The sequence below is a fragment of the Trichormus variabilis 0441 genome (assembly GCF_009856605.1).
GTDB lineage: Bacteria > Cyanobacteriota > Cyanobacteriia > Cyanobacteriales > Nostocaceae > Trichormus > Trichormus variabilis.
In genome coordinates, this window is sequence record NZ_CP047242.1 from 4,891,108 (window position 1) to 4,913,909 (window position 22,802).

Here is a 22,802-nt window from a genome sequence, read left to right on the forward strand (position 1 = left end):
CGAATTACTTAAAGTTGTATTGGTTGATTGACATAAATTTCTACTTCGGTTCCAGCGCCAAGGAGCCAAACATTTGTTTGTTGCATCATTTGGGCGATCGCCTGTTGATTACGCTGGGAAATTTGCGGGACGACGGAGTTTAAACCACCTTCCACAATTCCAGCCGCTAAGTTGCGTTGGGGGTTGGTGCTGCTGATTGTAGTTCCAGCACCGGTCGAAGTCGTTATTTGGGATTCTGTACGGTTAAATAATTCTGCGGCTTTAGCCACACCACCTAAAATAAACAAGCCTGCATCCATCCCCGCAATAGATGAACCACGATCAGGGTATTGGCGTGCTAATAAAGGAGAACCTTTAGACCCCCGAATTGCCAGTGCATTGTTAGGTATATCTCTTTCCGAGAGTTCGCCATTATTCTCCACAATCATTTTGGCGATGTTGAGTTGCATCACCCCTTGTTCGGAAACCGATCGCAATTCAGTTAATAACTCGGTGTTGGCAGGTAAGGCGATCGTTCCATCCACGCTTTTGAGGGGTTCTCTTAAGCGAACAACAAACAAATTTTTATTTTCGTTGTTGTCGTCATTGTTGCCTCTGCCTCTAGTTGTTTCTCCAAAAACAGCTGTTGCCAACACTGCTTTAGCACTAGTTCCCACCTTCAATGATTGTGGGCTACGGGATTGCCTTTGGCTGATCAGCGAACTTGGTGGTTGTGGCGGTTGTTCTCCATTAGAATTCGTAGTCGGCCGTGGGACATTAAGTGGCGGCGGACTAGAGACGGTCATACTTGGTTGATCTACAGCATTTGCCTGGCCGTAACTACCTAACTTAGCCATCCTCGACCATTCTTCCCAAGGGTTGGGAGGGGTGGGTGCAGAATTTGGCTGTGCTAAAGGTGGTGGCGGTAGTTGGGGACTTGCAGAACTGGCTACTGGCATCGGTGCAGGTGGATAGGGATTTTGAGCAGGACGCTCAATAATAACCGTGCGGGGTGCTGATGTAGACGTTGTTGGCGATGCTAACGGTGTAACAGGATTGTTTGTTTGGGGAACGGAAACCCTGGCAGCATTTCTGAGATTTTGCTGGGCGACTTTTACCGCCTGGGTTTGTTCAGCCAGTGCTAATTTAGTTTTTAAAGTTTCTACTTCTTGTTCCAGGTTTGGCTTTGGGGTGAAGTTGGTGGCGGCGGCTTCAGGCTGAGACACAGTTGCTGGATTCTGTGTTGGCTTTTGATTGTTAGCACTCATGATCTGGGATAAAAACCCGCCAGCTATGACGACTAAGACTAAAGTACCCGTACCTACCAAGGCTAATTTAGCAAAAGGGTTAGATGCGAGGGGTTGCTCTGTTTGTACCTCTTGTGGTGGTGCGGAGGATGTCTGGTTTGTTGGTGCTATCTCTGCCACCTCTTTGGTGGGTTCTGCTGCCAATCCCACTAATTTAGCCATGTGGGATTCCCAATCAAAGGCATCTACTTCGGGGTGGGTTAGGGGTTTTGGTTGAGTTTCGGGAGTGGTGGAGTAAGGAGTCATGGTTTATTAATTAGGGAGTGGGGAGTTAGTTAGAAGTTCCGGCGCAATTTGTATCTTCGATATCGCAGATATTATAGATTTCTAAGCGAGATTCCCCTAAGCGGAAAGCTGCTAAATGCCAAGGCTGGGGTTGAGATGGTAGAGAAATAGACGGTTCATCTATAGCTCGAACTACAATTTGTTTATTAAAAGGAATTGACTTACCTAAATTGTCAGAACCATTAAAAATTAATTGATTGGCAAAAATTTCTACTTTCCATTGACGCTCTTTCACTAGTTTTGGTTGAGAGATTTTCTGGATTACTAATACATGATCATCACCTCTATTAGTATTACCAAATTGGCTCGGAGAATTTAACTGATTAATTTCTGATAAAAATTTTGCTTGTAAATTATTAACTAATAACTGTGAACTGGCTTCCCAAATGGCTGCTGGTGGTTGTTTGCGTGACCAAGTAAGCATGAGGCTCATAGTTTCACCCACAAAGCGGCGGACTGTTTCTGGATGTCGCTCTGAACTTGGTTTGGGGTCTGCTGTAATGGCGTTTCCATCAATTAGTTGTACCAAACTCCGGGGTGTAAATTGACGATTTAATTGCTGTAACATCGACCCGTGGAACATCAGTAACAGTAAAGTCAACAGGTTTAACCCAAATGTCCCCACAGCGAACAGGGGTAAAATACTAGTTTTTTTATTTTCTGGTTTAAGTAGCTGCATAAGTTTGGGGACTGGGGACTGGGGATTGGGGGAGAGATAATTTTTAACTGCTAACTTTTTTTCTGGGTAAATTATCGAATAAAGCTGCCAGCTTCACAGGGATAGGCTGCGTTGGTATTTGTGTTCTTATAGTCATCTAATAAACATAAGTTGCGGACTTCATAAATTTCTAATTTATCAGTGCGACTACTATAAATTGCTTTTTGCAGGTCGGTGCTATTTTCAGCTAAGGGATAAGGAAAATAGTCTACTGCACGTACTAATAAATCTTTATTGAAAGGAGTAATTGTTTTTCTGTTATCGCTACCTTTGGTTTGAATCAGGTCAGCTACCATCCCCACTCGCCAGGTTCCGGGTGCGATCGCTACTGGGGGGTAAACTCGTTTAATGGTTAATTGTGCTGACATCGCTTGAGTAGAATTGCTGGCAAAAACTTCGGGTGGAGTCATATCAGCGATCGCACTTAAAAAACCTTTGCGAAAATCCTCTGATAAGGCGAAACTCGCTACCCAACTACTGGTGCTGACTCGCTGGCTACCTCCTTGCGCTGTTCTAATCAATATTCCTGGGTCTGGCTGGGGTTTGGCGATGTCTTCCGCATTTTGTGGTGGTAGAGTTCCCGACCAATTAAACATGGATATCATCGTTTTACTAACGAATTGGCGAATCACTAAGGGATCTCTGGCTAAATCGTCCGTAACGCCTGCTGGCTTACCATCGATTGTCTGTACAAAATTGGGGGGTTTGCGGATACTCAACTGGCGGATATTTAAGCCTTGGACGAGAAAGATAACTAATACTAATAAGTGCAAACTAAAGGTGGCGATCGCAAATGTCGTCAGAATACTAACCGTTTGTTTTTTCTGCTGTAAAAAATTGACCATTTTCCCCACCCAATTTATATAAAACTCTATTTAATTTTGAAAATTTAAACTCTACAATTACCAATTACCACTTCTATATCCTGTCCCTAACAATAGTTGCTGCATTACTAATACCATTAAATACTGCTACAGCCCCCAACCCTGCTAAAACTAAAGATAATAGTGGTGCTAAAACTCCTAAGAAGATCATAAACCACATCAAATCTGGATTAGCATTAGGGTCTTGTGCGGGGCCGTTGACAATTACAGAGGCGGTGATAATAGCAATAATATTGAAGGAAAGTTTGGCAATTCCTGCTGATAAAAACCCTGTTAACCATAAGAAAATCGGTTTACCAGCCACCGGAAGTAAGGAACTGCCAACAGCTAGCGGCCCTAAGACTGCTATGAGTAACATAGTTGCTTCTATGAGATTTTGAAAAGCATATTGTAGTGAAACTAGAAAGTTTTTAATACTAGTTTGGACTGTATTTCCCATCAAAGCGCTAAAGTCAGTTTCTGATATATTACCTGTACCAAATCTGATTTGATTGACTTGAGTTTCCAGCCTAACTATCCAAGGCTTATTACCATATAAATTTCTATATTCTCTCCAAAGGTTATCGATTTTTTCACTAGCTTTAGTAAAGCATTGGGTTTGTTGTTCGCCAGTTAAAGATTGACAAGGACGAAGTAGTGAACCAGCTACTTCTTCCGCAATGCTCATGTTTAATGCTTGCTGATAAACTAAGTCAGCATCTGCGGTAGTAACTACTTGCTGATTGACCGTGTTAATAAAATTTCTGACACCTAATGTCAAAGTAGAAAGAAGACTACCATTACCTGAATTGCTTAACAGTACAACTACAATAAAAGGCCAAACAAGAGCCGATATTGGACGGGAGTATTCGCTGTGAATCATATCATTGAACCACTGGAGGACAAAGAATAATAAGGTTCCGACAGCAAAGAATATTCCTAGTTTTGTTAAGGCTCCATATAAGTTATCACTCGTATTATTTTGTAATAAATCTAGCCATTGATTGTCCCAACCTTCCGCAATACTACGAGCCGTTGCCATACCGCTATTCAAGGTATCAGTAACGCCAATATCAGCTAGGAGTGTGTAAATCGGGAATTTAATCATAATATTTATACAACTCTATTCTCTATGTCTTTATGGCAGAAAATAACGACCAGAGAAAAATAGATAAAGTAGTAATTTAATTTTCATTTTTTCGTCCAAATAAATCGATTTGAGAGGTAGTTCTCAACAGCCTCGCTGCTTCTGTGGATGTGTCTACTCGCCGTGCCCGATTGGCTTCTTCCATCTGTTGGGAAATATTCGCTAGATTTAAATTAGAGTATTGTAGAGACTGATTTGCCAATACCGTTTGATATAAGTTTTCACTGATAATCTTTGATTGCTCAGTTTGAATTTTAATACTTTGCACTTGTAAGTCAGCTTGACTTTGAGCCGCATTCAGTGCTGGATTCGCCGCCGCCGCAGCAGTATTAACGGCTGCCTGGAGAATGCTAGCCAAACCTGATTGAATTTGATCAGTTAAAGCAGAATACTCTTCAATTTTAGTAACACTTGCTTCTGTATCTTCCAATTTTGCTTTCATTCTTCTTTGTCCATTTTTACCCAGTGTTCCTTCTACCGAACTCCGGGTGAGGTAACGATTAATTTCATTTGTCACGGAGTTGGAACGTATCGCTTGATTACTTTCAAATTTGTCAGGTATGGAATTGAAAAATATGATATCTTTGCGAACCTGCTCACCAGCCGCAATAGGATTGGGTATATTCAAATCACCTGTTGCACCATTGAGAGCATTTTGACTGCTACTTTCTAGCGGTTTTAAAGTTTCACTCAAGTTATATTTTAAATAATTTTGCAAATCTGTGGAGTAGAATTGAAATTCAGTCCAAACTTTCCCCAATTGCGCTGTAGCTGGCGCTATCAACAATCCCAGTAATCCCAATGTGAATAAAATAGTTTTTTTCATTGCCATCACCATTCGTATTTTTCGATTAACTATTACGCAAACTAGCTACTAACTGACGTGCAAATACTGATATTGCTTCATATTTATTTCTGTAATCTTGCATTGCTTGTTGACGTGCTGTTTGCTCGTTAGGATTATTAGCAACTACTGCCAATTGTTCATAACCTGGATAATAACGACAGAAGGTATGAATGCCATTATCATCTAATAGCCATTGGCTATAAACGCCTTCTTTGCGAGGGAAAAAGCTTTCTGAGGCGTTACGTGCAATAATTTCTCTGGGATATTTGAGGATGCTGACAAAACTATCTACTGCAACTGGTTGGATACGACCAATTAATCGTGTGGTCAAGTTCTGTAAAATTTTGGATGAGGCTTTAGATTTGGCGATTGTATCGGGGTCTTGTGCAGATAAAATAACCCTAATCCCAGCTTTAGCGCCGTTCGCACACATCCTACCCACTAAATCAGATATTTGATCAAATTCAAATAAAATCGGTGCTTCATCAATAAAGAATATGGAGGCTGGACTACTTAAGGCGCGGCGTAAGGCGGCTGAATAAGCACTTAAGGATAGTACGGCTGCATCTTCGTTATCTGAGAGGTTGCGTAATGCAAATACCAATAGTTGTGCGTCTGTAGGAAAGCTAGAGGGTGCAGATATGGCTTGTCCTACGCGGCTGGAAAGCCAAAAACGTAAGCGCAGATGAATTTGACTGAGTGCATCTTCCACTCGGCCACTGACAGAATCTAGTTGCAGATGTTCTGGGGAACAAAAATGCAGAAAGTCGTGGAGAGTAGGGGTTTTTTGCCAGGCTGGAGTACCAAATCCACCAGCGATCGCCATTTTATATCTTTCTTGTATCCCTTTATCAGCGAAGAAGGCGCTTAAAGCCAAGTTGAGTAGGGAACGGACGGTTTGTGTTAATAGTTGGTTGTCGTTGGATGAGCCTAACACCATTGTCATGAGGGCTGATTCCAAAAAGCCCGTATAATCGAGTAGGCGATCGCGTTGTTGTTCTGGATCGAGCGATCGTAAATCTGGCTGCTCAAATAAATTATTTGATTGTTTAGAAATATCGAAATATGCACCATTCCCTTCCATAAAATGGGCATAGTCGGTAAAGGTAGATGTCCCATCAGGTTTAGGAAAATCTAAGGCGACTACGGGAATCCCATGCGCCAAAGCCTGGGTTAGAATTCCTGACACCAACACTGATTTACCTGCGCGGGTAGTCGCAAACAAGGCTAAATTCTTATGTTGGTTGAATAAATCTAACTGTACTGGTGTACCGCCTTCTTCGGCAATTAATTCAAAACCATGTTTATCACCAGCTTTGGTAATCACTAAAGGCATTAAACCAGGTACTTCACTAGTTAAATACAACTGGCGACGGTTAAAGGGTTTGACTAATAAACCTTCCCAAACTATTGGTAAAGACTGTAGCCAAATCTTCCAAGCATATTCAGTTTCTCGTACCACCCGCGCCGGACGTTGAAAGCAGTTTTCAATATACCGTGTGGCTTCATCCAATTTCTCAACACTGGGACGATGGACAAAAATAGCCAAACCTGTGTAAATTGGTACGGCTCCTTCAAATAATTGTTCTTGAGCTGCAACGGATTTTCTCAATTTCAATTGAGCGTTGACATCAATCGTCTTACTCTTTTCCTGTGCTAACATAGCCGTCATGTTCGACTGCTTCAGCACTCTTTGCAGGGTTGTCTTCACCAAAGCTGGGTTCGCCGCCGTTAGTTGACAAACAATTTCTGTATCTACTACCGATTCCCTCGCCAAGAGTTCCCATAGATAACGCAGTTGGGCAAATTTATTCGGCCAGCCACCTGGTTTTTCCAAAAAAGTCATCGCCCCAATGTAATTATTATTCACATTGACCCAACGGCGATCGGCACAAGGTACACCAGACTCCATCAACAGTGTTGTACTGTGGATATTTTCTATCAATAATTGCGTACTCGATAATTCTGAATGAGCTTGTTCATACAGTCCATTTTCATCCAGGGTTACTAATTGGGGAATCTCGATTGGTTGGGTATCATTAAACCTTCTCCAAACGTTTTCCCAAAGTTCCACCGCATTTAAAGGTTTAATATCTAAACCCATTTTGTTAGATAAAAGTTGCTCCCAACGACAAAATCCCTGTTGGTAAGCTTTAGCAATCACACTTTCGATTCGTTGGTTTTCAACTTCTGCAATGTCACCTTTGAACTTTAACCACCATCCTTCTGCTTTTCCTAACAGTTTTTCAATCCAATCATCGGCATTGGTGGAACTCGGTTCAATTGTATATGTAACGTATATTTTCAGGAATTTTGGCTTACGAATTCCCGCAGCAGTGAGTTCTTGCGCTCTAGCTCTCTCCGCCATCAACAAATATTTAATATCTCTAGAGGGAGCGCGCCTAATCAAGTCTGTTAATTCTGTTTGCCTTTGTTGATCTGAACTAAAAGACCCCATGTGCAGTGTCATTCTTTCCCCTTCGGGAATGTCTTTTAATCCAGATTCAATGTTATTGAAGATTGTGTCTATTTGTTCTTTTCTTAAAGTGGTATGGATGCCTTTACATTCAAACCCAAAAACAAAGCAAAATTTATCTTTCTGAGTTCCTTTCGTTAAAATATAAGCGCCAATATCACGACCATCCAACGCGATGCGTAGCATGGTTGATAAATGTAACGCATCTTCAAACGGCGTTAATCTACTTTCTTGTCCGGCGAGACCGATGCTTTGTTTTCCGATTTTTTGCTTCATAGTTAACTTCTAGCAAGCTGTGATAACGAGCAAAGCCTCTTGTCCAAGTGGGAACTCCAATAAACTTACTTAAAAAACGCCAGCTTCTACCACCCGATAATATCCACCAAGTGGCCATTCCCCAGCCAGCAATGAGAAAAGTCCATAGCCATCTTTGAAAGTCATCTGGGAAAATACCCCCAAAAATTCCATTGATGATGAAGTAAGCAGATAGACAAATAATTGTCCAAGGAAATATTTGGTCGGCAGGAATTGGCCCTAGTGAGGGCTGAGAGCCTAAAATTTGATTGACTGGGCGAAATTCTGGTTGCCGTTCCTCAGACATAAACAATCCGTAAAGACGAAGCTCTTATCTATTTACTAGTATCACCTATGACAAATCCTGTTAAAACATCTGCAATAGTGACAGCAATTACAACTAACAAAGGAGTCCTGGCAATACTTTGCCAATCCTCATCTTTACGTACTGCATTGATCACGCCAATGAGAGATACTGCAATATAGAGTAAGAATATTCCCCGTAATACGTTAAAAATTAAACTTACTGCTGGTTGCGTATTAGTATTATTTGTAGTGCCTTGGGTTAATGTATTTTTGAAAAAACTTTCTGCCTTGCCAAAAAATTGTGCCTGTGCAGGAAAGGCGAAATAATCTAACCAAAATAAACTAAGAATGACTGCTATTGCTGATATTTGACATACAATAAGCCACCGCTTTGGTAAATGCAATTGTTGTCCAATTTGTTGAATTATGATAGCGGTTAAACTACCAAATAGTAAGCAAAAAAGGAGCAAAGGGCTTTTTAAGCTGATAACGCTTAAAAATACGGCACAAGCTAACAGAAATGGGACTGATTCTACTAACTTAACCTTCCATCCTGCTAGTACTAGCCCGATTTTATTAATATCTAGCGTTACGTTTTTTCTGAAATTATAGTATTCTCTTTGAGAATTACCGTTCTGTTGAGACATCTACCAATTTTCCTACTAGCTATTACAAACCCTGGTTAAGACTGTTGTTTAAACCTTGATAATTTATCATGTACCAACGCCTGTTATTCAATAATTTATTAACTTTTAGTTACAATATTACTTCATGATATTATATATCGTTAAAAATTAGTTAACAATATCTTAACATTATGTTAAAAGTATATATTTCCATCTGCTACACTTGTCATGTTTGCTGAAAGCTATTGAGAGACTAACTCTTAATGTTTGATTACAAGCCTGGCTTATTGATGAATTAGCCAACTGACGATACTGCACGTTTATAGCAATTATCGGTCATAGTTTGCTGAATTGGCTCAAAATGCTAAACTCAATTATGTTATGGAAATCCGATTTGATTGTTAAAAAATATCTGAGTATCTTCGGGTTGGGTATTACCCACCCTACTACCTATATTTCAGAAATACCTAATTCTATCGTTGTCGAATTTATATTAATCCAAGATGATATGTCAGCTAATTTTTAGTTCTCAATTAGCACTATATATGATGATCTGAAGGTTTTAACTTGCCCAGAGATAATGCAGTAATTTCGGTAGATGCAGGTCATTACATCTCTAGCATACTCAATCAGAATTTTTTGACAAAGAGTTAAATACTTACACCCGTTTGTATAACTAGCAGTAAGTGTTGCTCATATGATAACCTCTGCACTAGGTTAATGGATAAATCAACAAATGTCCAGATTCTACTTTGTTCAGGACTTACGTATGAAAAGGGTTGGGGTAGGAGTGCAGGGGTTTAGGGGGTTTAGTGATAACTCTTTTTTTCTTACACCCTTACACCCTTACACCAGTCCCAGTATTATGTTTTGCGATTAACTAATGTGGCGCTGGCTTGGTCAACAGGCATGAGGATGACTTCGTTAATATTGACATGAGGCGATCGCGTGGCGCAAAAAAAGATGACATCAGCAACGTCCTCTGGTGTCAGTGGGTTGACTCCTTGGTAAACTTTTTTCGCCCGTTCTGTATCACCATGAAAGCGGACTTCACTAAATTCTGTTTCCACCATACCAGGGTCAACAGAAGTCACTCGTACTGGAGTACCTAACAAATCTTGTTTTAAGCCCTCGGAAATTGCCTTGACGGCAGCTTTTGTTCCACAGTAAACATTACCACCAGGATAGGTTTGATGTCCGGCGATAGAACCAAGGTTGATGACATGACCACGGCCACGATTTACCATCCCTGGAACCACATAACGGGTTAGATAAAGCAGACCTTTGATGTTGGTATCAATCATCTCTTCCCAGTCTTGAAAGTCGCCTTCATAAAGCTTATCTAAACCGCGACTGAGACCAGCGTTATTAATCAGAATATCAATTGCCGACCAAGCAGGAGGTAAACTAGTGATAGCAGATTCAACATGAGAGCGATCGCGCACATCTAACTGTAATAAGTGAGTCTCTACACCAAAATCTTGATTTAGTTCATCAGCTAACTGCTGCAACCTTTCCAGCCTTCGCGCCGCCAAGATAAGTTTTGCACCCGCACCAGCAAAAATCCTAGCGCAAGCATTACCAATCCCACTACTTGCGCCAGTAATCAAAACAATTTGATTCTTTAGGGAAATCATAGGTTAAGAGTCAATGGTCAATAGTCAACAGTCAACAGTCTGTAGTTGACTATTGACCCACCTACTACTATCTCACCACTTGTAAACGCTGTGTCACCATTGTCATACCACCGCCACGGAGGATAACGGCGGAAATCCAGCGATTACCTGGGGTGGATGGGGCGCGTCCCACTTTAAAAAGACCACCGGAATTGAGTAATTGCAAATCTACGGATGTGGGGTTGAGATATTTGGCAGGTTGAATAGCTTCTTCTAATGCGGTTCCCAATAGCAAATCTTCCCCTAAGGGTTCTTGGACGATCGCATCAAAATTATACTGCTGTCCAACTTTTACCTGTTGTGGTAATTTAACATCAACTTGGGGTGGTTTGTTCCCAGAAGTAATTAAGGTACGTTCCGCTAAAATTTCTTGGCGGGAGATTTTTCCGCCTGTAATACGCTGACGGGATCTAACAGTGGCATTGAGAGCCAAGTTATTATTTCCTGACGCTGAACCAGTAATGTTAGTAACAGTTTCTGCGATAATGGCGTTACCTTCAGACTTCCATGACTGTAGTTGTGTGGTGTATTGCAATTTGGGGTAACGCTGCCAAAATTTTACTAAGGCTTGTTCCAGAGTTTGGCGGTTTAACCCATCCCCATGAGTGAAAGTGGGGGTATAAAACTGCAATACTCCTTTAATATCCCCTTTACTAGCCGCAGCATCAATTTGCGTCAACAGACTGGTTAATTCAGTAGGGGCGTTTTGGGTAGTTCTGCTTTGAGCTACTTCGATGGCTTGGGTAGGTTGCCAAATGTTGACGAGACCCAAGGATAAAATACACAAAATCAGCCAAATGCTACGAGGAAATCTACTTTGGCGTTTCAGTAACAAAAAAATCATCTTTGTCATAGCGAAGAGTTTACTGATGGGAGTGGAGAAGGACAGGAAATTGTTTTATCTTAGTTAAGCTAGGCGCTAAACGGTAGACTTTGCATGGTAAACGCACCGATAAAATTACTAATAGCTGCCAGTGGGACTGGTGGACACTTGTTTCCGGCGATCGCACTGGCAGAAAAATTACCAGACTATGAGATTGAATGGCTTGGTGTCCCCAATCGCCTAGAGACTCAGCTAGTCCCTAAACAATATCCTTTGAATACTATTGCAGTCGAAGGGTTTCAGCAAGGCTTGGGACTTTCATCTTTAGTAATATTAGGTAAACTGATCGGTTCGATTCTGAAAGTCCGCCGACTGTTGAAACAAGGTAATTTTCAAGGAGTTGTCACCACAGGGGGATATATCGCCGGGCCAGCCGTGATTGCAGCGCGTTCTCTGGGTTTACCTGTAATTTTTCATGAATCGAATGCTTTACCCGGCAAAGTTACCCGCTTTTTTGGCCCTTGGTGTAGTGTAGTCGCCTTAGGATTTGATGTGGCTGCGAAGTATTTACCCCGTGCTACGAATGTTTGTGTGGGGACTCCAGTGCGATCGCAATTCTTAAATCTAAGTAATAATTCGCAACTAGATTTAGCCATTCCTGGCGGTGTCCCTGTAATTGTGGTGTTTGGGGGTAGCCAAGGGGCGGTGGCGGTGAATCAGTTAGTGCGTCAAGCGGCTCCAGCTTGGTTTGAGGCTGGGGCTTATGTGGTACATTTAACAGGCGATCGCGATCCTGATGTTGATAGTCTCAAGCATCCCCAATATATAGAATTACCCTTCTACGACAATATGGCGGCTTTGCTGCAACGGGCTAGTTTAGCAATTAGCCGTTCTGGTGCTGGTAGCTTAACAGAATTGGCTGTGTGTGGCACACCAGCAATTTTGATTCCCTACCCCTTTGCGGCGGAAGACCATCAATCTTACAACGCTGAGGTATTTACCAAAGCTGGGGCGGCGTTAAGCTTTAAGCAATCTGCTTTAACAGCAGAGTTATTGCAAAATCAAGTTTTAAATTTATTACAGTCCCCCCCAGAGTTAGCCAAAATGGGGGAAAATGCCAAGGCTATCGCTGTTCCTGATAGTGCTGATAAGTTGGCAGTTCTAGTACGGGAAGTTGTGGAGAGATGAGTCAATTCAAAATAAAGAGTCAATAGTCAACAGTCTCACCTGTTGTTAGTATTGGGGCATAAGGTGCGATCGCTTTTTGTCACATCCAGATTAGTTTTTAAATAATCTTGTAGTAAATCACACCCGCGTACTAGTAAATTTTCGAGTTTAATATCAGCTAAATTCTGGAAAATCACTTTACCATTGCCGCCGCCTGCTGCCAAAATTTGACTGTCGGGACTGAAGGTAACACTGGTTAATTCATCTTTGTCGCCTTTTAAAACCATCAGCAATGTGCCTTTCTGGTTCCAAAGCCTGATTTTATCATCACTATTAGCCGCTAACATCTTACCGTCGGGGCTAAAACTAACACTAATAAAACTATCACCGTCACCCGGTAGATTTCTTAACAAGCTACCGTCTCGATTCCACAGTTTAACTGTCCCGTCGATGCTGGCAGAAGCTACAATTTGTCCATCTGGCGACCATGCTACCCCGTTCACTCGGCGGCTATGTTCCTTGAGGGTGTGGAGTAGTTGCCCGTCTCGATTCCATAATTTCACGGTGGTATCATCGCTGACGGAGGCTAATATCTTACCATCAGGGCTAAAGCTGACCCAATTGACTGCATCGGTGTGACCTTGTAAGATGTGGAGTAGTTGCCCGTCTTGACTCCAGATTTTCACCATTTTATCTTTACTGGCAGAAGCTATTACCTGACTATCCGACGACCAGGCTACAGCTAAGACTGCATCTTGATGACCCTGTAAGGTATGTAATAATTTGCCATCTCGATTCCATAATTTCACTGTTTTATCTTTACTGGCTGAGGCTATCATCTGCTGATTTGGCGACCATGCTACGCCCCAAATTGACCCTGTATGCCCTTTGAAGATGTTTAATAGTTTCCCTTGCCGAGATAAAATTTTTACAGTTTGGTCTCGACTCGCCGCCGCCAAAGTCTCACCATCAGGACTAAAGCTAATACTTGTCACCCAGTCGTTACCATCGCCGTTGGGGTTTCGTAATAGCACTTCATCCCAGCGCCAGAGTGTCACCGTTTTATCTCGGCTACCAGAGGCGAAGGTGCGACCGTCAGGGCTAAAACTGACACTATTTACCCAACTGTTATGACCCTTTAAGGTTCCCAACAGCAGACCGCCAGGACTCCAAAGTTTGAGGGTTGCATCGATACTGGCGGAAGCGATAGTTTGACCGTTAGGGCTAAAGGTGACGGCTGTGACTCCCGCCGTGTGTCCTGATAGGGTTTTTAATAAATTACCTTGGCGATTCCACAGTTTAATAGTCTTATCAAAACTGGCGGTGGCGAGTATTTCACCATTGGGCGACCAAGCTACACCCAAGATTGCATCATCATGTCCTTTCCAGGTTTTGAGTGGTTGACCGTCCCGACTCCAAAAGTTGATGTTTTTGTCAGCACCTACAGAAGCGAGAGTTTGACCATCTGGTGTCCAAGCTATGCCCAAAACTGCATCATTATGGCCTGATAAAGTTTTGAGTAATTTCCCTTCTCGACTCCATAGTTTTACCGTCTTGTCGCTACTGGCGGAAGCAATCAGGGAACCATCGGGGCTAAAACTAGCATTATTTACTACATCTCTATGCCCTTGTAAGGTGGTTACTAGTTGACCGACTCGGTTCCATAGTTTGACGGTTTTGTCTTGGCTAGCAGAGGCAATTAACAAGCCATCAGGGCTGAAGTTGACACTATTTACTACATTAGTATGTTTGGATAAGGTGTTGATTAAGCTGCCATCATTACGCCAGAGATTGATAGTATTATCGGCACTGGCGGAAGCAATCAGGGAACCATCGGGGCTAAAGACCGCACTGTTTACCCCTGCGGTATGCCCGTCTAAACGGTTGTATTCCCTCACTCCCACAACGGCTTGATAGAGTGCTGTTTGCACCTGTTCTCTGGTGTAAGGGTCTACCCAAATAGCCCGTTGCAGTTTTCTGGCGGCTTTGACACCTTCTTTCACCGCATCAAGACCTTTTTGGGAAGCAAACAGGGCTTCGCTGGAGACGCTGAGGGTTTTAATTTCGCTATCTACTGCTGTAATAATAGAAACACTTAACCCCAAGATGGCGAGACATGAGGCAGCCAGGGCAATTTTTAGTGAACGATTGAGCTTGGCTTGGCTGAGCCTTTGTTGTTTCTGGCTTTCGGCTAGTTGGGCGGTTAATTCCTTTTCTTTGAGTTCAGCACGTAATTGTTCAATTTCTAGTTGAGTTAGTTCTTCTCGCTTGCGTAATTCCCGTAGTTCTGTGACTAAATCCAAACCTTGTTGGAGATGAGTATCTGTGAGTTTAGATTGCTTTTTTTGGCTGAGTTCGCTTTTAAGGCGGGCAATTTCCGTTTGACTTTGTTGGACTTTATGGCGTAGTTGGTCAAGTTGTGCTTGTAAGCTGGATTCCTGTTGTTGGAGATAGCGAATCAAATCGACTAAATAATCATGAATAAGTTGATAACGTTCGGGAATATCAGGAAACAAGACAACTAAGCCAGAGTTAACTAAAATATCTAAGACTAAATCTAATTTTTCAGGGTCTTCTAATTCTGCCAATTCAATAGCTAATTCGGCACGGGTTTTAAAAGGTCGTTTGTTGCTTTCATCTGTCAACAAATATAAAACAAGTAAAGCTGCACGCTCATTGTCAGGGCCACACTCTTTGATCAGTTCTTTGATATATCTTTCTATGAGTTTATTTGGTCGATATTGCTGATATTGTTTTAAGGTATTAATGCGCTCATCTTGGATTTGTGCGCCAACTACCTGCAATTCAATGGGGCGGACTTCCCCTAATTCAGTTGATAAATCTTCCACTACTGCATCAATTAAAGCTGGTTCCAAATTGACTTGAGAACGTGCTGTTAATTTTTGAATGATGACTTTAGCATATTCTGGGGAAAAATTATTTAATTGATAACGGATTTGTTTATCAAGGATGTTATTATTAACTGCTTCCAGGTAGGAAAGATGTTTAAATTCTAATAAGCGGTGTAAATAATCTTCTCTGATGGAAAAAATGATTTTGACAAAGGATATATTCAGACATTGACTGAGAAATTGATCAAATTCTTTCTTTTGTTGACGATCACCTACGGTGGGCGGAACGCCATCGCTATAACCAAAGAAGAATTCTTCAAACTGGTCGAAAATCAGCACCGTGATCAGGTGGTTATTGGCATTTTGGCGTAATTGTCCTAATATATCAGCGATCGCCATCGATCGAGCATAGCCCACATCCATCGCTGGTGTCGGTGTGGATAAAATCTCCGGCGTAATGCTGACATCTCCGGAAATATGCGCCACAGCCTCAGTTAAAGCCTTTCCTAATTCCCGTACCCAATCGGTGTATACTTGCAATACTACGGGCATGGCAATTTGATCACCAATCGCTCGATTTTGTAACGCTGGGACTAAACCAGCTGTCACAGTGGAACTCTTCCCCACTCCAGAAGGGCCGTGAATCACGATCAATTTTTGGTCAGCCCGGCTAATTCTGCCGATTAAGTTATTTATATCTTGTTCTCGACCGGAAGCGGCGATTTCTAAGGCTACAGTACTGCTACCAGAGGGTGACATCAAAGCGGGGTTGGTTGCTTGTCTTTGGGGTTGCAATCTTCCCGCACCAATAAAAGCCCGAAAACCATATTGCTGTTCTACAGAGCGGCGTTTTTGGCGGATGCGGTAAGCTTCTAGATATCTACCTGCTTCAAAATAGAGCGATCGCAATGTCCGCAGCATTCTAATATAACGATGAGCGTCATATTGATGGGTGCTATTTTCTAAAGCGGCTGGTAATTCTTTGGCTGCTTTATCTAAATATTCCTGTGCAACTGCTGGTTCACCTAAGTTTTGTTGGGCTTTGGCTAAAACTAGATAATATATTTGTGCCAACAGTAAGGGAAATAGGCAATGATGACGGTCACTATCGTTATGGTTTTGCGCCTCAGTTAATTTTAATAGTGATACGTGTGCCAAAATACTCGCCTGCACCCAGCGCGACTGCTGTAACGCCACCTGGGCCAGGAAACCATAATCGCAAGCCAGTTGAATTTGACTACCGTAGGTATGATGTAACTCCAGTGCTGTCTCTGCAACGGTTTGTAGTTCATCCCATCCTTGCAGATGTTCCAAAACTTCCGCCAGTTGACCAATAAATTCCGATGCTATATCTGGCCTTCCAGCTACCTGCAAAATCTCCAAACATTCTTGAAAATAGAATTTTGCTGTTTCCCAATGACGACGATTATCTAGCTGATTCTGCTCCGCTAAACGGCAATAACATAACCCTATATATAATTGCAAAACTCCCTGTCTAAGAATTGGGGAAGATAAAGGAGTAGGACGAACAGGAAAAGATATACTCTGTTCCCCAGTCCCCAATCCCCAATCCCCCAATCGTTGCCAAATTTGCAGACTTTGTTGAAAATGATTTAAGGCATGATGAATGCGATCGCTGACATAATCATCTAAGCCAAACACAAATTTTAAACTAGCGTTTAATTCTGGTTCTAAGGTAATACCCCTCTCATGGAGTTCCGCAATAGCGTAGTGCAGTTCATTACTGTGTTCCCATACCTGCTCTAAGGTAGAGTAATCATCACCGAATTGAGGCTGTTGGGGTTGTCCCATATCCTTGGGTAAGACTCTGGCAAATAAAGAGTCGGTTTCCTGTTGGAGAAATTGCAACAACTCTGGTGTTGTCATCTCAAACCGAATCGGTGTCGCCGCCCAACTGGCAAAATCCGGCGCTAAACGGATGACTTTTTGCAAGACTTCTTCATTCACCCAAAAAATCATCGGAAATGAATGACGTTTGGGAAATTCATCTCGAATATGATTAATGGCTCTGAGTAAATCGTCAATTTCCTCGACTGATTCTAAACCCAAAACCATCAAGGCTGATGGCTGTTGCTGTTGGGGGAGTAAATTTAAATGGAGAGTTGTATAAAGACTTCTGGTATTAGGAGGTAAGACAACTTTTTGAACGGGATTCTCAGCAAACATTTCATCTAGTCGTTGCAATATTTTCTCCTGCAAGACTCGATAATTACAGTAAACCAAAGCTACAGAAAAATTACCATGAGAAAGAGCGATCGCTCTCCATAAACTTGTGAAAGCACGCTCATTCGCTACTTTAATATCTACTGCTGGGTGTCCTTCAACCATGATTTAAATTTTTGTGTCTCCGCTATAACTGGGTTGACAGCAAACCAAGCTCCTTGATGGTCACGGTATTCAAAAACAAACAAACTCCGCAGAAGTGTGTGGTATTCAATATCACCCCTCACCCTTTGCTGCTGCACCACTTGAAAAATTAACTCCCATTCGTGGGGGTCAATGGCGTTAGCACGGTAGTCTCGTTGTCGTTGAATCACCAATTCGACACACTCCCGCCCAAAAGGTGGGTCTTGTTCACGCAGACAATCGAACAGCAATCCTAATAAATCCCGTACATGACCACCACTGATCAAACACAGGCGATCTAATGTTTCTAAATTATCAAACACATCTGTAATTAAGCCTAACCGATCGCTAGGGTCAATGTCAGGGAAACTCCTAGCGAGGATCATTTGTCGCATCATTGTTAATCCCTGAGTAAAAATTTCCCCAGACCGTAGGCGTACGGGTATCATCGGTAAAACCTTCGGTGCTACCCCTCCCCCTAAGCGTTGTTGCAGTTCGGCGCTATAGTTGGAAAAAGTTAAAGCCAAAGGAATGGTGTAAACTACATGACAATTGAGCTTGCGTAACTGCTCACCTCGTTCGATGAACAAGTATTCTGGTAGCGATCGCCCGGATGGTAAAGGTCGAATTGCTACCCTATCCAAATTATCAACAATAACCACCAATCCCTTCTTTCCTAAGGCTTTGAGGTCTTTATTACCACGTTCCAATAATTCCGAATTAATCGATTGTAGTATATTTTGAGTCCGTGGCTCTAAGTAATCTCGCAATCTTCGCCGTAGCTGGGGGCTTTCTTTGGTTTTGGCGGTAATCTTGGCAATTCCTATAGATAACTCACCTTCCACCCCTAGTTCAATTGGCGTTTGCAGAAAATCCACAACTTCCCCAAACAACTTAGTAAAGTAGTTGGGTTTGATTTGAATTTTTATGGCTTCTAAACTTTCGCTCACCTGACCGGCGATGGCGAGTAAAATATCAGTCACATCCACATCAGCCATTTCTAAGACGTGGGTAGACTCAAAATAAACTACGTGAAATTGCTGTTCTTCTAACTCGGCTTTAAGTCGCAATAACTCTGTGGATTTGCCACAGCCAAGATGCCCTGTAAATAGCTGACAAGTCGGAGCATCCGGTGATATTTTAGTAATTGTACGTAGTAAAGCCTCAATGATTTTACCACCCCGTACCGCCGCAAAATCGATATAATAGCAGCGATCGCTAGCATTACCCATCGTCAAAGGTCTGCTAGGATTGCAAGCTTGATAAAATCTTTCTAAATCTAGGGGCATAACTAATTAAATTTGCTGAAGAATGGGCAATATCAACCCTATTGAATAAATATATTAATTTTGAGAAATTTATGCTGTAAATCAGTAGAAATTCCCTAAAAATTGGGGACTGGGGACTAGGGACTGGGAAGCAGAGAGAAGAACTGATGACAACTGACAACTGACAATTGACTAATCAATCTAAATTAACTATGAATATTGCAATTATTGGCTGTGGCTATGTTGGTTGTGCGATCGCCCAACATTGGCAACAAAACCCTCATCTGTTTATAACTGCTACAACAACTACATCTGAACGTGTGACAGCATTACAAAAAGTGGCACACAAGGTTGTACTAACTCAAGGAGATGATCTAGATAAATTAACAAATATTCTCCAAAATCAAGATGTTGTCTTGTTGAGTGTGGGAGCAAAAGGCGGCGACTTATATGAAGCAGCATACCTCAACACAGCTAAAACTTTAGTCTCCGCTTTACAGCAAAATTCTCATGTTAAACAACTTATATATACAAGCAGCTATTCGGTTTATGGTAACAAAAATGGTGAATGGGTAGATGAAGAAACACCTACTATGCCCGTCAGCCGCAATGGAGAAATTCTTCAGGAAACAGAAGATATTTTACTATCAGCTTCTAGCGTCAATCTTCGTGTTTGTATCTTACGTCTAGGAGGCATTTATGGAGCTGGACGGGAACTAGTGAAAATATTTAGTAGAGTTCCCGGTACAACTCGTCCTGGTGATGGCAGTGATACCACAAACTGGATTCATTTAGATGATATTGTTGGGGCTATAGAATTTGTCCGCAACAACTCGTTACAAGGCATTTACAATCTAGTAGATGACGCGCATTTACCGAGTAGAGAATTGTTAGATACTCTGTTGAGTAAATATAATCTCACTCAGGTAATTTGGGATGAGATCCTCAAGAGTAATCGTCCCTATAATGCCAAAGTTTCCAATCGCAAAATCAAAGAAGCTGGATATCAATTGATTCATCCATATACGGTTTTTTAGGATGGGGACTGGGGATTCACAGAATAATATTTCACTCAGCAAGGATTGAACACTCTGCTATTGCCAACACCAATCAGAAATTAACAGAATTGGAGATAACTTGTCGCATTTTCCGCATATTGGCAGGTAGTTCAAAGTTCATCGCTTGTTGGATGAAAATAGAAGGTACAGGAATGTTAGGGGTAGCTTGAACACCGTAAATCAGTAGGGTTCCGTCGCCACAATCTTTCAGTTCCAAATTGGCTGTGAAGTCAACGAAAGTCCCTTTTTCCATACGGAATTGAATTTTATGACCTATAACTTCGACAACATTAAGATAAATTTCGACTTGAGCTGTGAAAAAGAAAAATGCCTTTTGTGCTGCTTGATACAGGCGTTTAACTTCACCACGCTGTAAAACTTCGCTCTTGGTAATGTCTGGAAAGTATTGTACCCAGCGAGGGTAATCAGTGATTTGTTGCCAGACTTGCGATCGCCTCAAGGGCAAGTACATACAAGCAGACACAGCACCACCCCAAGCAGTATGTGATCGTGTTTCTACTAAGATTTCACCCTGCATCAACAAGCTTTGCTTTTCTTGACTCCAAGTCATATTTGTACCTGCAATAACTGGGTCTGAAATATAAGATGCAGACATAATTTAGATTCACTCCTCAACTTATCCACCTTTGGGGTTGAATGAAAAACCATTCTCAGGCATCAAATTCAACATACCCAATTTTAGTTCCAGTTCAACACACAAGTTTTCCGGAACTAAATATTTTTAGGTTATTTTTCAGAAAATTTACGTAAAAAACCGTATATCTAACTACTATATGAAATTTATTTAAAGCTCCTCAGTAAAAAACCAGATCCCGAACTTCTCCAAGAAGTCCGAAATCTAGACAACTCGAATTGCAGAAAATCCCTGTTACCTTGACAATATAGAGCAAACTTGAAAACTAAAGGAAAAAGTAGTGAGCCAATCTTCCTTAAACCGCAGATTAATCCAGCTTCTAGGCGTGATTCTAGGCATTGGTATAGCTATCTGGCTGCTAAGAGGCTTTGGTATTCTCACCTTTATTCCTGGCGGAGTAATTTTATTATTTTTTCTGGCGGCGATCGCGATCGGTCTAATTGCTTATGCTCAAAAAACTTGGTGGCGTTTTTAATATAGGGGTGTAGGGGTTTAGGGGTTAGAAGAAGAACGGTATTAATAAGGTATCTTGACTTAAATTATTAGTTGTTTCCTCTACACCCTTACACCCTCACACCCTTACACCCTCACACCCGGTCTCAACAAAAAATCTAGGTGCGTAATTCCTAGCTAAATCAAAACTTAAAGTAGCTAAAATGTAGAGATGTGATATAGTATCTCTCTTACTTACCCTTGGTTTATGGGACTGCCAATTGTTGCAATTATCGGTCGCCCAAATGTGGGCAAATCAACCCTGGTTAATCGTCTCGCCGGGGAACAAACGGCGATTGTCCACGATGAACCGGGTGTGACACGCGATCGCACTTACTTACCAGCCTACTGGAGCGATCGGGAATTTCAAGTAGTAGATACAGGCGGCTTAGTCTTTAACGATGACACAGAATTCTTGCCCCTGATCCGCCAACAAGCATTAGCTGCCCTCCACGAAGCCAGCGCGGCTATTTTCGTTGTTAATGGTCAAACAGGCCCCAATTCGGCAGATGAAGAAATTGCCGAGTGGTTACGCCAACAACCAGTACCAGTCTTCTTGGCAGTTAACAAATGCGAATCCCCAGACCAGGGATCGATTCAAGCCTCCGAATTTTGGGAACTGGGACTAGGAGAACCTTACCCAATCTCTGCGATTCATGGCAACGGTACAGGCGAATTACTCGACGAACTCATTAAACACCTTCCTCCGACTACAGAATTAGAAGAAAATAACGAAATCAAAATTGCCATTATTGGCAGACCAAATGTTGGCAAATCAAGTTTATTAAACGCTTTTGCTGGGGAGGAACGGGTAATAGTCAGCCCCATTTCTGGGACAACCCGTGATGCGATCGATACTTTTATCGAACGAAATGGGCAGAACTACCGTCTCATCGATACAGCCGGGATTCGCAAAAAGAAAAGCATTGACTATGGTACGGAATTCTTTAGTATTAACCGTGCTTTTAAAGCCATTCGCCGCGCCGATGTAGTTTTGTTGGTCATAGATGCCTTGGATGGTGTCACCGAACAAGACCAAAAGCTAGCAGGCAGAATTCTCGATGAAGGTAAGGCTTGTGTCGTCGTCGTCAATAAATGGGATGCCGTTGAAAAAGACTCCTATACTATCTACGACTATGAGAAAAATCTGGAAGCACGGCTACATTTTACAGAATGGGCTGACACTATCTACGTCAGTGCGGTCACAGGACAACGGGTAGAAAAGATTTTAGAGTTGGTGACTAAAGCCAATGAAGAACACAAACGCCGCGTTAGCACATCAGTGATTAACGAAGTTCTGGAAGACGCAGTTAGTTGGCACTCTCCCCCAACCTCTCGCGGCGGTCGCCAAGGGAGAATTTACTACGGTACACAAGTCAGCACTCAACCACCCACCATTGCCTTATTTGTCAACGAGGCTAAACGCTTTAACGACAACTACCGTCGTTACATTGAAAGGCAATTCCGCCAACAATTAGGCTTTAAAGGGACTCCCATTCGCTTACTGTGGCGCAGTAAAAAAGTTAGAGATGTGGAAAGCGGTAGCGCCAATCGGGCAACTCGCGTTTAAGATTTGTCAATGGTCATTAGTCATAA

17 protein-coding genes are annotated in these 22,802 nt (G+C 42.1%); 4 read left to right on the forward strand and 13 right to left on the reverse strand.

Annotated elements, in window-relative coordinates:
- Positions 1–8: 8 nt before the first annotated feature.
- From GSQ19_RS20125 to GSQ19_RS20170, 10 genes are all read right to left on the reverse strand, one after another.
- The gene (locus GSQ19_RS20125) at positions 9–1,532 is read right to left on the reverse strand and encodes a TrbI/VirB10 family protein (RefSeq protein ID WP_011319629.1); all 1,524 of its coding nucleotides are present in this window, start codon (positions 1,530–1,532) and stop codon (positions 9–11) included.
- A 25-nt stretch (positions 1,533–1,557) separates the two neighbouring features.
- The gene (locus GSQ19_RS20130) at positions 1,558–2,250 is read right to left on the reverse strand and encodes a hypothetical protein (RefSeq protein ID WP_011319630.1); all 693 of its coding nucleotides are present in this window, start codon (positions 2,248–2,250) and stop codon (positions 1,558–1,560) included.
- A 71-nt stretch (positions 2,251–2,321) separates the two neighbouring features.
- A complete protein-coding gene (locus GSQ19_RS20135) occupies positions 2,322–3,134 on the reverse strand; it encodes a hypothetical protein (RefSeq protein WP_011319631.1) in 813 nt (270 codons plus the stop codon).
- 73 nt (positions 3,135–3,207) lie between these two features.
- Positions 3,208–4,260: a hypothetical protein gene (locus tag GSQ19_RS20140; protein WP_011319632.1), complete on the reverse strand. Its 1,053-nt coding sequence runs from the start codon at positions 4,258–4,260 to the stop codon at positions 3,208–3,210.
- A 76-nt stretch (positions 4,261–4,336) separates the two neighbouring features.
- Entirely contained in the window at positions 4,337–5,125 is a 789-nt protein-coding gene (locus tag GSQ19_RS20145) for a hypothetical protein (protein ID WP_011319633.1), read from the reverse strand.
- Positions 5,126–5,150: 25 nt separating this feature from the next.
- The gene (locus tag GSQ19_RS20150; protein WP_041456230.1) at positions 5,151–7,898 is read right to left on the reverse strand and encodes a hypothetical protein; all 2,748 of its coding nucleotides are present in this window, start codon (positions 7,896–7,898) and stop codon (positions 5,151–5,153) included.
- The gene (locus tag GSQ19_RS20155) at positions 7,846–8,223 is read right to left on the reverse strand and encodes a hypothetical protein (RefSeq protein ID WP_011319635.1); all 378 of its coding nucleotides are present in this window, start codon (positions 8,221–8,223) and stop codon (positions 7,846–7,848) included. The genes GSQ19_RS20150 and GSQ19_RS20155 overlap by 53 nt, the downstream gene beginning before the upstream one ends.
- Before the next feature lie 28 nt (positions 8,224–8,251).
- Entirely contained in the window at positions 8,252–8,869 is a 618-nt protein-coding gene (locus GSQ19_RS20160; protein ID WP_011319636.1) for a hypothetical protein, read from the reverse strand.
- Between the two features lie 842 nt (positions 8,870–9,711).
- The gene (locus GSQ19_RS20165) at positions 9,712–10,485 is read right to left on the reverse strand and encodes an SDR family oxidoreductase (protein WP_011319637.1); all 774 of its coding nucleotides are present in this window, start codon (positions 10,483–10,485) and stop codon (positions 9,712–9,714) included.
- A gap of 67 nt (positions 10,486–10,552) precedes the next feature.
- Positions 10,553–11,377: a Cif family virulence factor gene (locus tag GSQ19_RS20170; protein ID WP_011319638.1), complete on the reverse strand. Its 825-nt coding sequence runs from the start codon at positions 11,375–11,377 to the stop codon at positions 10,553–10,555.
- An 84-nt stretch (positions 11,378–11,461) separates the two neighbouring features.
- Here GSQ19_RS20170 and murG point away from each other — a divergent pair, with 84 nt between their 5' ends.
- Entirely contained in the window at positions 11,462–12,535 is a 1,074-nt protein-coding gene (gene murG, locus GSQ19_RS20175; protein ID WP_011319639.1) for an undecaprenyldiphospho-muramoylpentapeptide beta-N-acetylglucosaminyltransferase, read from the forward strand.
- 35 nt (positions 12,536–12,570) lie between these two features.
- Here the strand turns inward: murG and GSQ19_RS20180 are convergent, their stop codons facing one another.
- Together GSQ19_RS20180 and GSQ19_RS20185 are read right to left on the reverse strand one after the other, a co-directional pair.
- A complete protein-coding gene (locus GSQ19_RS20180; protein WP_011319640.1) occupies positions 12,571–17,715 on the reverse strand; it encodes a WD40 domain-containing protein in 5,145 nt (1,714 codons plus the stop codon).
- Positions 17,691–19,022, reverse strand: a complete 1,332-nt coding sequence (locus GSQ19_RS20185; protein ID WP_011319641.1) for a P-loop NTPase fold protein — start codon at positions 19,020–19,022, stop codon at positions 17,691–17,693. The genes GSQ19_RS20180 and GSQ19_RS20185 overlap by 25 nt, the downstream gene beginning before the upstream one ends.
- Positions 19,023–19,213: 191 nt before the next feature.
- Between GSQ19_RS20185 and GSQ19_RS20190 the strand changes: the two genes are divergently transcribed.
- Positions 19,214–20,038 carry an SDR family oxidoreductase gene (locus GSQ19_RS20190; protein ID WP_011319642.1) on the forward strand — a complete coding sequence of 275 codons (825 nt, stop codon included), beginning with the start codon at positions 19,214–19,216 and terminating at the stop codon, positions 20,036–20,038.
- Positions 20,039–20,111: 73 nt separating this feature from the next.
- On the opposite strand, the gene GSQ19_RS20195 is transcribed toward GSQ19_RS20190, so the two are convergent.
- On the reverse strand, positions 20,112–20,675 hold the full coding sequence (locus GSQ19_RS20195; protein ID WP_011319643.1) for an SRPBCC family protein: 564 nt from the start codon (positions 20,673–20,675) through the stop codon (positions 20,112–20,114).
- A gap of 319 nt (positions 20,676–20,994) precedes the next feature.
- Between GSQ19_RS20195 and GSQ19_RS20200 the strand changes: the two genes are divergently transcribed.
- Positions 20,995–21,189 (forward strand): hypothetical protein, encoded by a 195-nt coding sequence (locus GSQ19_RS20200; RefSeq protein WP_011319644.1) that lies wholly within the window; start codon positions 20,995–20,997, stop codon positions 21,187–21,189.
- Between the two features lie 225 nt (positions 21,190–21,414).
- Positions 21,415–22,776, forward strand: coding sequence for a ribosome biogenesis GTPase Der (der, locus tag GSQ19_RS20205; RefSeq protein ID WP_011319645.1), 1,362 nt, complete (start codon positions 21,415–21,417; stop codon positions 22,774–22,776).
- The last annotated feature ends 26 nt before the right edge of the window (positions 22,777–22,802 follow it).